This window comes from Aeromonas sp. LsrichE-8G (assembly GCF_022869435.1).
In the GTDB taxonomy this organism is placed as follows: Bacteria; Pseudomonadota; Gammaproteobacteria; order Enterobacterales; family Aeromonadaceae; genus Aeromonas; species Aeromonas caviae.
Genome location: NZ_JALIHH010000046.1, coordinates 63,992 through 76,938, shown reverse-complemented (window position 1 = coordinate 76,938; position 12,947 = coordinate 63,992). Strand labels below are relative to the sequence as shown.

The 12,947-nt window shown below is 63.4% G+C and carries 8 protein-coding genes; 3 read left to right on the top strand and 5 right to left on the bottom strand.

Translation table 11 applies throughout. From position 1 onward, the window contains the following. Positions 1–40 precede the first annotated feature (40 nt). Together nuoM and nuoN are read left to right on the top strand one after the other, a co-directional pair. On the top strand, positions 41–1,558 hold the full coding sequence (nuoM, locus tag MUW49_RS09820) for an NADH-quinone oxidoreductase subunit M (protein ID WP_010675038.1): 1,518 nt from the start codon (positions 41–43) through the stop codon (positions 1,556–1,558). Between the two features lie 43 nt (positions 1,559–1,601). Continuing rightward, the gene (nuoN, locus tag MUW49_RS09815) at positions 1,602–3,065 is read left to right on the top strand and encodes an NADH-quinone oxidoreductase subunit NuoN (RefSeq protein ID WP_113977582.1); all 1,464 of its coding nucleotides are present in this window, start codon (positions 1,602–1,604) and stop codon (positions 3,063–3,065) included. Between the two features lie 269 nt (positions 3,066–3,334). Here nuoN and purL read toward each other — a convergent pair whose 3' ends face one another. Then, the gene (gene purL, locus MUW49_RS09810; RefSeq protein ID WP_124243918.1) at positions 3,335–7,228 is read right to left on the bottom strand and encodes a phosphoribosylformylglycinamidine synthase; all 3,894 of its coding nucleotides are present in this window, start codon (positions 7,226–7,228) and stop codon (positions 3,335–3,337) included. 149 nt (positions 7,229–7,377) lie between these two features. Between purL and mltF the strand changes: the two genes are divergently transcribed. Beyond that, on the top strand, positions 7,378–8,871 hold the full coding sequence (mltF, locus tag MUW49_RS09805) for a membrane-bound lytic murein transglycosylase MltF (RefSeq protein WP_042880710.1): 1,494 nt from the start codon (positions 7,378–7,380) through the stop codon (positions 8,869–8,871). A gap of 322 nt (positions 8,872–9,193) precedes the next feature. On the opposite strand, the gene MUW49_RS09800 is transcribed toward mltF, so the two are convergent. The 4 genes from MUW49_RS09800 to MUW49_RS09785 form a co-directional block, all read right to left on the bottom strand. Then, positions 9,194–9,424: a zinc ribbon domain-containing protein gene (locus tag MUW49_RS09800; protein ID WP_039038718.1), complete on the bottom strand. Its 231-nt coding sequence runs from the start codon at positions 9,422–9,424 to the stop codon at positions 9,194–9,196. A 123-nt stretch (positions 9,425–9,547) separates the two neighbouring features. Further along, positions 9,548–11,044, bottom strand: a complete 1,497-nt coding sequence (gene der / locus MUW49_RS09795) for a ribosome biogenesis GTPase Der (protein WP_010675045.1) — start codon at positions 11,042–11,044, stop codon at positions 9,548–9,550. A gap of 74 nt (positions 11,045–11,118) precedes the next feature. Continuing rightward, positions 11,119–12,303, bottom strand: coding sequence for an outer membrane protein assembly factor BamB (gene bamB / locus MUW49_RS09790; RefSeq protein ID WP_244812664.1), 1,185 nt, complete (start codon positions 12,301–12,303; stop codon positions 11,119–11,121). Beyond that, the gene (locus tag MUW49_RS09785; protein ID WP_010675047.1) at positions 12,296–12,946 is read right to left on the bottom strand and encodes a tetratricopeptide repeat protein; all 651 of its coding nucleotides are present in this window, start codon (positions 12,944–12,946) and stop codon (positions 12,296–12,298) included. Before MUW49_RS09785 ends, bamB begins: the two co-directional genes overlap by 8 nt. Position 12,947 lies beyond the last annotated feature (1 nt).

Here is a 12,947-nt window from a genome sequence, read left to right as displayed (position 1 = left end):
CAGCGCCTGCCCGACTAGAACCTAGATGAGAGCTGATATCGTGACCTTACTCTGGATCTTGCTAATTCCCTTCATCGGCGGCTTGCTCTGCTGGCAGATGGAGCGGCTCGGCGGACAATTCGTTCGCTGGGTGGCCCTCGCCTCCATGAGCGCCTGTCTGGTGCTCTCCAGCGCCATCTGGCTCGGTGGTGACTTCACCCTCGCCAACCCCGGCCTCCCCGTCTGGGCAGCCGAGTGGCAACAACCCTGGATCCCCCGCTTCGGCATCTCCCTGCACCTCGCCGTGGACGGGCTGTCGCTCCTGATGGTGATCCTCACCAGCTTCATCGGCGTGTTGGCCATCCTCTGTTCCTGGAAGGAGATCGTCCAGCGCATCGGCTTCTTCCACCTCAACCTGCTGTGGATCCTGGGGGGCGTGCTCGGCGTCTTCATGGCGGTGGATCTGTTCCTCTTCTTCTTCTTCTGGGAGATGATGCTGGTGCCGATGTACTTCCTGATCGCGCTCTGGGGCCACTCGGTCACCGATGGCAAGTCGCGCATCAACGCCGCCACCAAGTTCTTCATCTACACCCAGGCGAGCGGCCTCATCATGCTGGTGGCCATCCTGGGCCTGGTACTGACCCACCACGCCGCCACCGGTGTCTTCACCTTCAACTATCAGGAACTGCTCAACACCCCCATGAGCAGCACGGTACAGTGGCTGCTGATGCTGGGCTTCTTCATCGCCTTCGCGGTCAAAATGCCCCTGGTGCCGCTCCATGGCTGGCTCCCTGATGCCCACAGCCAGGCGCCCACCGCAGGCTCCGTGGACTTGGCGGGCATCTTGCTGAAAACCGCGGCCTACGGCCTGCTGCGCTTCACTCTGCCGCTTTTCCCCGAGGCGTCCGCCGAGTTTGCCCCCTACGCCATGGTGCTCGGCCTCATCGGCATCGTCTATGGCGCCCTGCTGGCCTTTGCCCAGACCGATATCAAGCGGCTGGTTGCCTACACCAGCATCTCCCACATGGGCTTCGTGATGATCGCCATTTACTCCGGCAGCGAGCTCGCCCTGCAAGGGGCAGTGGTACAGATGATTGCCCACGGGCTCTCGGCCGCCGGCCTCTTCATCCTGTGCGGCCAGCTCTACGAGCGCCTGCACACCCGGGATCTGCGCCAGATGGGCGGTCTCTGGGGACGGTTGCGCTACCTGCCCGGCGTGATGCTGTTCTTCTCCGTCGCATCCCTCGGGATGCCGGGGACCGGCAACTTCGTCGGCGAGTTCCTGATCCTCATCGGCAGCTTCCAGGTGGCCCCCGTCATCACCGTCATCGCCACCTTCGGGCTGGTGCTGGCCTCGGTCTACTCCCTCATCATGCTGCAGCGGGCCTGCTTCGGGACGCCCCGGGAAGAGAGCATGCTCAAGGGGCTGGATACCCGGGAACTGACCATGATGCTGACCATCGCCGGCCTCTTGGTGCTGCTCGGTCTTTATCCCCAGCCGGTGCTCGACACCGCCAGCAGCAGCCTCCTGAGCGTGCTGCACTGGTACGCGCTGCCGGGCACGGGGGCGCTGCAATGATGCTTTCTCTTTCGCCTTCCTTGTCCATGTCGGGAGCACTGTCATGACGTTTACTGTTTCTCAACTGCTGGCCCTGCTGCCCCTGTTGCTGACCACGGGGGCCATGGTGGCCCTGATGCTGGCCATCGCCTGGAAGCGCTGTGACGACACCGCCTTCGTGGTCACCATCATCGGCCTCAACCTCGCGCTCTTCTCCCTGCCCATCGTGATGGCCCAGGGGGATCAGGGGGTCACTCCCCTGCTGCAAGTGGACGCTTACGCGGTCTTCTACATGGGGCTGGTGCTCATCGGGGCCCTGGCCACCTGCACCTTCGGTCGCACCTGGCTCAAGGGCTATCCGGACAACCGGGAAGAGTTCTACCTGCTGCTGCTCATCGCCACCGCAGGTGGTCTGGTACTGGCGGCCTCCCGTCACCTCGCCTCGCTCTTCATCGGGATCGAGATGCTGACCCTGCCCATGTTCGGTCTGGTGGGGTATGCCTATCGCGAGCGGCACTCGCTGGAAGCCAGCATCAAGTACATGGTGCTCTCCGCCAGTGCCACCGCCTTCCTGCTGTTCGGCATGGCACTGCTCTACGCCCAGGCCGGAAGCCTGAGCTTCAGCGATCTCGGTGTGACCCTGGCCCAGAGCCCGGCTCACCATCCGCTGCTGATGGGGGGCTTTGGCCTGATGCTGGTCGGCTTTGCGTTCAAGTTGTCCCTCGCCCCCTTCCACCTCTGGACCCCGGACGTCTATGAAGGGGCGCCGGCACCGGTGGCCACCTTCCTCGCCACAGTGAGCAAGATAGCGGTGTTCTGCGTGCTGCTGCGCTTCTACCTGGCAGTACCCGCCACCTCAGATCCCATGATCCACTGGCTGCTGGCGGCCATGGCGGTCGTCTCCATCGTGGTCGGCAACCTCCTGGCGCTGATCCAGACCAACATCAAGCGGATGATGGGTTACTCCTCCATCTCCCACTTCGGCTATCTGCTGGCGGTGGTGGTGGCAAGCCGCCTCGGCGAGATGCCGGTGGAAGCGGCGGGTGTCTACCTGCTGATGTACCTGTTCACCAGCCTGGGGGCCTTCGGCGTCATCAGCATGATGTCCAGCCCCTATCGCGGCAAGGATGCGGACTCCCTGCACAGCTATCGCGGTCTGTTCTGGAAGCGCCCCTATCTGACGGCGGTGATGACGGTGATGATGCTCTCCCTCGCGGGGATCCCCATGACACTGGGCTTCATCGGCAAGTTCTACCTCATCGGCGTCACCGTCGATGCCAAGCTGTGGTGGCTCAGTGGCGCCATCGTGCTCGGCAGTGCCCTGGGGCTCTACTACTACCTGCGGGTCATGGTCACCCTCTACCTGCGTGAACCCGGTATGCAACTGCGCGATGCCAGGGCCGACTGGGCCTTCTCCTCCGGGGGCCTGGTGGTGCTGCTCTCCGCCATTCTGGTGGTATTGCTCGGCATCTACCCCCAGCCCGTCATCAGCCTGGTGCAGGGCTTCCAGCACGTGGTGCTGCGCTAGCCTCAGGTTCACAGTTCACACAGCAAAACCGGCCTCCGTGGCCGGTTTTTTATGTCCGCCAAGGCCCGGTCCGGCTTGCCCGTCTGGCAGGCGATACTAGATCGGCCCCCTCAATCCATCCCATATCCTCCAGCAAGCAGCTGGCGGAGCAGCGAGCTGAAGACGGCCTCGCCCCCATCGTGATCGTCTCCTCCTGCCCTCCCCATTCTCAGACCCATGCCCATAAAAAAACCGGCCACAAGGGCCGGTTTTTGGTTTCTTGCTGGCGCTTAACCCAGGCGAACCCGAGCATTGCGGAACATGCGCATCCAGGCGCCATCCTCACCCCAGTTGTCCGGGTGCCAGGAGTTGGCCACGGTGCGGAACACCCGCTCCGGGTGCGGCATCATGATGGTGGCGCGACCGTCCGCACTGGTCACCGCGGTGATACCGTCAGGGGAGCCGTTGGGGTTGGCCGGGTATTGCACGGTGACGTTGCCGCGGTTGTCCACGAAACGCAGCCCCACCAGACCGCTTTGTTGCAGCGCAGCCAGGTGAGCGGCATCGCGCACTTCCACGCGCCCTTCCCCGTGGGAGACGGCAATCGGCATCACGGAGCCCGCCATCCCGGCGAAGAAGGCGGACGGGGAGTCCTGCACTTCCACCAGGCTGAAGCGCGCCTCGAAGCGCTCGGAGCGGTTGCGCACGAAGCGCGGCCAGAGATCGGCCCCCGGGATGAGGTCACGCAGGTTGGACATCATCTGGCAGCCGTTGCACACCCCCAGGGAGAGGGTATCGCCGCGCTCGAAGAAGCGCTGGAACTGCTCACGGGCGTTGTCGTTGAACAGGATGGACTTGGCCCAGCCTTCACCCGCCCCCAGCACGTCGCCGTAGGAGAAGCCGCCACAGGCCACCAGGGTCTGGAAATCTTCCAGCTTGATGCGCCCCTCGAGGATGTCGCTCATGTGCACGTCGACAGCGGTGAAGCCGGCGCGGTCAAAGGCGGCCGCCATCTCCACGTGGGAGTTGACCCCCTGCTCGCGCAGCACCGCCAGACGGGGAGAAACCCCGCGAGCGATATAGGGCGCGGCCACGTCGTCGGACGGGTTGTAGGTGAGCCTGGCCTGCAGACCCGGATCGGTGGCGTCCTGGCGGGCGGCATGCTCCTGATCGGCGCACTCCGGGTTGTCCCGCAGGCGCTGCATCTGCCAGCTGGTCTCGCCCCAGATGGTGCGAAGGGCGGTGCGGCTGGCGCGATAAACCTCGCTGCCGGCACGCTGGAACAGGATGAGGTCGTCTTCGCGCACCGTGCCCAGCACGTGGGAGCAGGCTGCCAGACCGTGACCGGCCAGCAGGGTCAGCACCGCTTCCTTGTCTTCGCGACGAACCTGGATGACGGCACCCAGCTCCTCGTTGAACAGGGCCGGCAGCAGGTCGCCACCCACGCGATCGAGCTGTATGTCGAGGCCGCAGTGACCGGCAAACGCCATCTCGGTCAGGGTGACGAAGAGGCCGCCGTCGGAGCGGTCGTGGTAGGCAATCAGCTTGCGATCCGCCACCAGCGCCTGGATGGCGTTGAAGAAGCCCTTGAGCTGGACCGGGTTGTCCAGATCCGGGGCACTTTGCCCAAGCTGGCGGTAAACCTGGGCCAGGGCCGAGGCGCCGAGGCGCTGCTTGCCGTTGCCAAGGTCGATGAGGATAAGGTCGGTCTCACCGAGATCGGTGCGCAGTTGCGGGGTCACGGTATTGCGCACGTCCTCGACCCGGGCAAACGCCGAGATGAGCAGGGAGAGCGGCGAGGTGACGCTGCGCTCTTCCCCGTCCTGCTGCCAGCGGGTCTTCATGGACATGGAGTCCTTGCCCACCGGGATGGTGATGCCAAGGGCCGGGCAGAGCTCTTCGCCCACCGCTTTCACGGCTTCGTAGAGACCCGCATCTTCCCCCGGGTGGCCGGCTGCGGACATCCAGTTGGCGGAGAGCTTGACCCGCTTGAGGGAGCCGATATTGGCCGGTGCCAGGTTGGTCAAGGCCTCGGCCACCGCCATGCGGGCGGAGGCGGCATGAGAGAGCAGCGCCACCGGGGTGCGCTCGCCCATGGACATGGCTTCACCGTGGTAGCTGTCGTAGGTCGCGGCGGTGACGGCGCAGTCAGCCACCGGGATCTGCCAGGGGCCGACCATCTGGTCGCGGTTGACGAGGCCCGTTACGGTGCGATCGCCGATGGTGATGAGGAAGGACTTCTCCGCCACGGTCGGCAGGCGCAGCACGCGCTCGGCGGCGTCGCTGAGGGTGATGCCGTCCAGTTGCAGCGCCTTGCCCTGGGCGGGCAGGCTCTGCACGTCGCGGTGCATCTTGGGCGCCTTGCCAAGCAGCACGTCCAGCGGCAGATCGATGGGCTGGTTGTCAAAGTGATCATCAGAGAGAGTGAGATGCTTCTCTTCGGTGGCGGTGCCGATGACGGCATAGGGGGCGCGTTCGCGCTCGCACAGGGCCTTGAACAGAGGCAGCTTGTCCTGGGCCACAGCCAGCACATAGCGCTCCTGGGATTCGTTGCACCAGACTTCCAGCGGGCTCATGCCCGGCTCGTCGTTCGGAATGGCACGCAAGTCGAAGCGACCACCACGCTCCCCGTCGCTCACCAGCTCCGGCATGGCGTTGGAGAGACCACCGGCGCCCACGTCGTGGATGAAGACGATGGGGTTGTCGTCCCCTAGTTGCCAGCAGCGGTCGATCACTTCCTGGCAGCGACGCTCCATCTCGGGGTTGTCACGCTGCACGGAGGCGAAGTCGAGATCTTCGGCAGACTGACCGGACGCCATGGAGGAGGCTGCGCCGCCACCCAGGCCGATGTTCATGGCCGGACCACCCAGCACGATGAGGGCAGCCCCCACCGGGATCTCCCCTTTCTGGACGTGCTCGCTGCGGATGTTGCCGATGCCACCCGCCAGCATGATGGGCTTGTGGTAGCCGCGCACCTCGACGCCGTTGTGGCTCGGCACCTGCTCTTCGAAGGTACGGAAGTAACCCAGGATGGCAGGGCGACCGAATTCGTTGTTGAAGGCGGCGCCGCCAAGGGGCCCTTCCTGCATGATGTCAAAGGCGCTGACGATGCGGCTCGGCTTGCCGAAGTCCTGCTCCCAGGGCTGCTCGAAGCCGGGAATGCGCAGGTTGGAGACGGAGAAGCCCACCAGGCCCGCCTTGGGTTTGGCGCCACGCCCTGTCGCACCCTCGTCGCGGATTTCGCCGCCGGAGCCGGTGGCGGCACCCGGGAAGGGAGAGATGGCGGTCGGGTGGTTGTGGGTCTCCACCTTCATCAGGATGTCGACGCGCTCCTGGTGATACTGGTACTCACCGTTGGCGGGGCTCGGGAAGAAGCGGCCACCCTGGCTGCCTTCCATCACCGCGGCGTTGTCTTTGTAGGCAGACAGGACATGGTCCGGCGTCTGCTCGAAGGTGTTCTTGATCATCTTGAACAGCGACTTGGGCTGCTGTTCGCCGTCGATGGTCCAGTCGGCGTTGAAGATCTTGTGACGGCAGTGCTCGGAGTTCGCCTGGGCAAACATGTAGAGCTCGATGTCGTTGGGATTGCGACCCAGCCGGGTGAAGTTGGTCACCAGGTAATCTATTTCGTCATCGGCCAGGGCCAGACCCAGGGTCACGTTGGCCTCTTCCAGGGCGGCGCGACCACCACCCAGCACATCTACCTGGGTAAAGGGGCGCGGCTCGTGGTGAGCAAACAGGGCGGCGGCCTCGTTCATCTCGGCAAAGACCACTTCCATCATGCGATCGTGCAGCAGGGCCGCGATCTCGCTACGCTGGGCCACGCTCAGCTCACCCTTGGCCTGCACGTAATAGGCAATGCCGCGCTCCAGCCGCTTGACCTGTTTCAGGCCGCAGTTGTGGGCGATGTCGGTTGCTTTGGAAGACCAGGGGGAAATAGTGCCGGGGCGGGGGGTAACGAGGAACAGCTGACCGCTGGGGGTGTGTTCCGGGATGGTCGGGCCGTAGCGCAGAAGCTGGCCCAAGGTCGCTCGCTCGGGGGGCGACAGCGGGCTCGTCAGCTCGGCAAAATGCACGTATTCCGCATAGACGCTTGCTATCTCTACTCCTCTCTGTGCGCAGCTCTGCAGCAGCTTGTGGACACGAAACTCAGACAGTGCTGGGGCACCACGCAAGATTTCCATATACCTTTCTCACCAAGTTTTAGAGTGTGGGGGGATTTGAGACGCGCGTATTATAGGGATCAGGCCCATCCTGAACAAACGTTTTTCTCATCTCGCGCGGTGTGACTCCCTTCATACTCTCTGGTATAAAGGTGCCTCTTTTTTGACAAATGCCGTTTTTTTCAACAAGGGTACTCACCTACTTGCGCTGCATTTTTCGACTGTTCATCGGGATGATGTTGACGCTGGCCCTGGCCGGTTGCGACTTCTACCACCCCTCCAGCCAACTGGAGCAGATCCGCCAGCGAGGCGAGATCCGGGTTGGCACCCTCTATGGCCCCACTTCCTATTACCAGCGTGACGACACCGCACTGGGGTTCGACTACGAGCTGGCGCAGCTTTACGCCGACTGGCTGGGGGTCAAGCTGACCATAGTACCGGCCTACAGCACCGCCGAGCTGGTCGAGCAACTGCAAAAGGGCAAGCTGGATCTCGCCGCCGCCGCCATCGTCGTGACCCCGGAGCGGCGCAAGCTGTTCCGCTTCGGTCCTGGCTTCTACCAGGTCTCCCCCAAGCTGGTCTATCGCAACGGCTCCCCCAGGCCCAAGAACCTCGGTGACATCAAGGGCAGCATAGTGGTGCCGGCGGGCTCCACCGGCGAGGACCTGATGAAGGAGCTGGCCAAGCAGTACCCCAACCTGAAGTGGAGCACCAATCGGGATGCGGACGTGGAGGAGCTGCTCAAGCAGGTGGCCGACGGCAAGGTGGACTACACCGTGGTGCAGGACACCATACTGGCCCGTACCCAGCGCTACTACCCCGAACTCACCGAAGGCTTGACCCTCGCCAGCAAGCAGACCGTGGCCTGGGCCATGACCAAGCTGCCCGACGACAGCCTCTACGCCAGCATCATCGACTTCTTCGGTCAGCGCTTCATGGATGGCGCCATCGCCAAGCTCGACGAGAAGTACTTCGGCCACGTGCAGAACTTCGACTTCGTCGACACCCGTACCTTCCTGCAACGGGCCAAGAGCCTGCTGCCCAAGTACCAGGCGCTGTTCCAGACCCACGCCAAGGATATCGACTGGCGGCTGCTGGCCGCCATCAGCTATCAGGAATCCCACTGGGATCCCCAGGCACGTTCCTACACCGGGGTGCGCGGCATGATGATGCTCACCGGTCCGACCGCCAAGGCGATGGGGGTAAACGATCGCACCCACCCGGAAGAGAGCATCAAGGGGGGCGCCCGCTACCTGCAGGAGATGATGGCGAAGGTGCCCGACTCGGTCCCGGCGGACGAGAAAGTGTGGTTTGCCCTCACCGCCTACAACATCGGCTACGGCCACATGATGGATGCCCGCCGCCTGACCAAAGAGCTGGGCAAGAACCCGGACGCCTGGAGCGACGTGAAAGAGGTGCTGCCCCTGTTGCAGCAGTCACGCTGGCATCGCAAGGTACGCTATGGCTATGCCCGTGGCGGCGAGGCGCGCAACTATGTCAACAACGTGCGCCAGTACTACCAGAGCCTGCTCTGGCTCGACAACGAACAGCAGAAGGCCCATCGTCGCGAAGAGCTGGACGAGGACGACAGCAGCGAGCCGGACGTGCCGGCGCAGCGTCCGGCCATCATCGCCGAAGTGGTCAAACAGATCATCACCCCCTAGCCTCGCCGGGGGTGTGTTTTCCTGCCCTGTTCTCTGTTACCATCCTTGGGTATACGAGGGGCGCTGGAGCGAACTTATTGCAATGTATTCATTGCGTTGCAGTTCCTGCCAAGGGCCCTTTCGGCCCCACGCAAGACCAGGGAGGAGAACAGGATGCGAGCACGCAGAAGAGCCATGTTGGCCCGAAAAACCAAATGTGCCTGGAGCCCGAGACGCAAGCTCAAGCTGGCCGACATGAAACGCAAGATCTGGCACAGAAACCGCTCCTTCACGCTGCTGATAGCGGAGCACACAGTATAAACCCGGCATCAGCCGGGTTTTTTTATGCCTTGTCAGGCTGCGCTTCAAACAGAACGGTGCGCTTGGAGACCAGGGTGTTGCAGTGGTTGCAAAAATAATCCACCGCGCCGCAAGCCCGAAGCCGCTCCAGTTCCTGCCCGCAGGCAGGACACAGGGCCCGGATGCGATAACGGGCCTGACACTGGCCACACGTCGTCTCGCGGCTGCGGCTGTCCAGTTCGCCCTGACAGGCAGGGCAGGTCAGCGTGTTCATTCTCTTCTCGACTCCTCTTTAGGTCACTGTGCACCGGCGTCACTTGCAGCCCCTCCCCCGATTTGTCTGCCCTGAGGAGGGCCATCAAGAAAAACGGCTGCCGGTAAGGGCAGCCGCAGGGCTTTATTTCTTCGCTTTGGCCTTGAGCAGGCGCTTGCGCTGGCGTTCCTGGCTCAGGGTCAGGGTGTTCTTCTTGCCCTCGAACGGGTTGACCGACTCCTGGAACTCCACCCGGATCGGCGTCCCCATGATCTTCAACGACTTGCGGAAGTAGTTGATGAGGTAGCGCTTGTAGGAGTCCGGCAGGTCATTCAACTGGTTACCGTGGATCACGATGCGCGGCGGGTTGTAGCCACCGGCGTGGGCATACTTCAGCTTGACCCGGCGACCATTCACCATGGGCGGCTGGTGATCTTCCTGGGCCATCTGCATGATGCGGGTCAGCATGGCGGTGCTGGTGCGGCGAGTCGCGGACTCGTAAGCCTCGTTGATGGATTCGAACAGGTGACCGACGCCACTGCCGTGCAGGGCGGAGATGAAGTGCACCCGGGCGAAGTCGATGAAGCCCAGGCGTCTGTCCAGCTCGTTCTTGACGTCCTCTTTCACCTTCTGATCCAGGCCGTCCCACTTGTTGACCACCAGTACCACGGAGCGGCCGCTGTTGAGCACGAAGCCGAGGATGCTCAAGTCCTGATCCGTGATGGTCTCCCGGGCGTCAATGACCAGCAGGCAGACGTTGGCATCTTCAATCGCCTTGAGCGTCTTGATGACGGAGAACTTCTCCACCGTCTCGTGCACCTTGCCACGGCGACGCACGCCGGCGGTGTCGATGACCACGTATTTCTGATCGTCGCGCTCCATGGGGATGTAGACGGAGTCGCGGGTGGTACCCGGCATGTCGTAGACGATGACCCGATCTTCACCCAGCATGCGGTTGGTCAGGGTGGATTTGCCAACGTTGGGGCGACCGACGATAGCAAATTTGATGGGCAGGTCGGCGAACGGCGTCTCCTTGGTGTCTTCCCGGGTGTCGAGCTCACCGGCGGCCACCATGCGCAGCAGGGCCTCTTCGTCGAACTCCTCCAGCTCCTCTTCCTCTTGTGCCTCGGTGGCAGAGCCGACCAGGGTCTCGAGGTGAGGGGCCAGGGCCAGCTCCAGCAGGCTCAGTACGCCACGGCCGTGGGCGGCCGCCATCTGGTAGACCTCGCCCAGGGCCAGACCGTAGAACTCGGACACCGCGGAGTCACCGTCGATGCCGTCGGTCTTGTTGGCCACCAGAAAAACCTTCTTGTGGGTCTTGCGCAGGTGCTCGGCGATGGCCTGATCCGCCGCGGTGAGACCGGCACGGGCATCCACCATGAAGAGCACCACATCGGCCTCTTCGATGGCCAGCAGGGACTGCTCGGCCATCTTCAGCTCGATCCCCTCCTCGGTGCCATCGATACCGCCGGTATCGACCACGATAAATTCCAGCTCGCCCAGCTTCGCCTGGCCATATTTGCGGTCCCGGGTCAGGCCGGGGAAGTCGGCAACCAGGGCATCCCGGGTACGGGTCAGGCGGTTAAACAGGGTGGATTTCCCCACGTTGGGGCGGCCCACCAGGGCAACTACAGGAGTCATAAAAGCCTCATTCTCAAGACGACAAAGGCTCCGGGTCCGAAGACCAGGAGCCGGATATTCACATTATCGGACGATCAAGGACGCTTGAGGGCGTACAATTTGCCGTCACGGCTCTGCACATACAGGGTGTCACCCTCCACCAGCGGAGCGGCATAGAGACCACTGCTGTCGAGCTGCTGCATGGCCTTGATGGTCCCGTCGGTACGGTCCAGCCAATACAGGTAACCTTCCACATCGCCGACCACCACATAGTCACCCAGGATGACGGGGGCGGTCACGGTGCGGTTTTCCAGCTGGGTGTTGGACCACAGCTCGAGACCGTTGCGACGATCGACCGCAAACAGATGGCTGCGGCTGTCGGTCAGCACGATGGCATTGCCGGTCACCGCCATGTCGCGATAACCGGAATACTTGCGCTTCCACACTTCGTCGCCGCTCATCAGCTTGCGCGCCATCAACTGGCCGTTGTAGGCGATGGCGTAGAGCTCATCACCGGCAATCAGCGGGCTGGCATCGACGTCCACCATCCGATCCAGTTCGGTGGCGCCGCGCGGGTCAGCCACCTTGGATTGACGCACCGGCTGGCCGTTGCTCAGCAGGGCGATGCCCACCTTGCCATCGGCGCGGCCATAGATGACGGCACCGTTGGTGATGATGGGGGCGCCGGCACTGCGCAGGGTCAGGGGCGGTTGCTCTTCGGACAGGGTCCACTGCAGCTTGCCCTCGTCGGTATCGAGCGCCACCAGACGGCCGGAGGTGGTCAGCACCACCACGCGGCCATCCTCGACGGCGGGGCTCGCCACCACTTCCCCAGGAACCGTGGTCTGCCACAGCACTTCGCCGTTGGCCTCGTTCAGGGCGTAGACCACCCCGTTTTCGGACCCGAGGAACAGCTTGCCGTAGCGGGAGACCAGGCCACCGGAGAGACGGGCACTGCGCTTGTCGGCGTTGATGGGCAGATCTGCCAGATCCACGCTCCACAGCGCCTTGCCGCTCTCGCGCTCGAAGGCGGTCACATCGCCATCGCGGGCCGCTGCATAGATGCGGTCCTCTTCCACCACCGGCTTGAGCTGGGAGTAGAAGTTGCCGATGCCATCCCCAACCGAGGAGGACCATGCCGTATCGGCAGTGAACGCGGACTCGACCTTGGGCAGGGGTGCCATGGGGTTGAGATCCTCTTCCGAACTGAACAGGGAGCACCCCTGCAAGGCGAAGGAGACAGCCACCCCCAGCGCCATTCGCTTGTACAGATTACGCATCCGGAGCCTCGCCCGCAGTGACGGCTGGCAGCGCCAGATCATCCATCTTCAGCTTGAGTTCGGCGCTGCTCTGCAGGCCGCCGGCATCCGCCGCCGCCTGATAGGCATCGCGCGCTTCTTCGGCCTTGCCCTGCTTTTGCAGGATGTCGCCGCGCACTTCCGCCACCTGGGCCTTGAAGGCGTCGTTGTTGATCTTGCCAAGCTGGGCCAGGGCCTCGTCAGCCTTGCCCTGATCGCTCAGGACCCTTGCCAGACGCAGGGCGGCGATGGGCTTGATGCTGTCATCGCCACTGGCGGCCACCTGGGTCAGCTGCTCGGCAGCCAGATCCAGCTTGCCCGCCTTGACGGCGGCCGCAGCCAGTTGCAGGGCAGCCAGCTCGGCATAGGCGTCACCCTTGTGGGCGGTAATGAAGCTCTTTGCCTGCTCCAGAGCGGCGTCATCCCCCTTGGCGAGCTGGGCGGTCATCTCGTTGTAAGCCTGGGAGGCGGCTTCCTGGTTGTTCTGCTGCATCTCGTTGTAGTAGCGCCAGCCAAAGAGGCCGACCAAACCGATCACGGTCCCGGCGATCACCGAGGTGCCGTTCTCTTTCCACCAGTTCTTGATGACCTCAACCTGTTGTTCTTCAGTGGTATACACTTCCACA

Bases quoted from the DNA above. Each gene is read 5' to 3' on its own strand.
- nuoN (WP_113977582.1), top strand. From the start codon at position 1,602: ATGACGTTTACTGTTTCTCAACTGCTGGCCCTGCTGCCCCTGTTGCTG.
- purL (WP_124243918.1), bottom strand. From the start codon at position 7,228: ATGGAAATCTTGCGTGGTGCCCCAGCACTGTCTGAGTTTCGTGTCCAC.
- mltF (WP_042880710.1), top strand. From the start codon at position 7,378: ATGCCGTTTTTTTCAACAAGGGTACTCACCTACTTGCGCTGCATTTTT.
- MUW49_RS09800 (WP_039038718.1), bottom strand. From the start codon at position 9,424: ATGAACACGCTGACCTGCCCTGCCTGTCAGGGCGAACTGGACAGCCGC.
- der (WP_010675045.1), bottom strand. From the start codon at position 11,044: ATGACTCCTGTAGTTGCCCTGGTGGGCCGCCCCAACGTGGGGAAATCC.
- bamB (WP_244812664.1), bottom strand. From the start codon at position 12,303: ATGCGTAATCTGTACAAGCGAATGGCGCTGGGGGTGGCTGTCTCCTTC.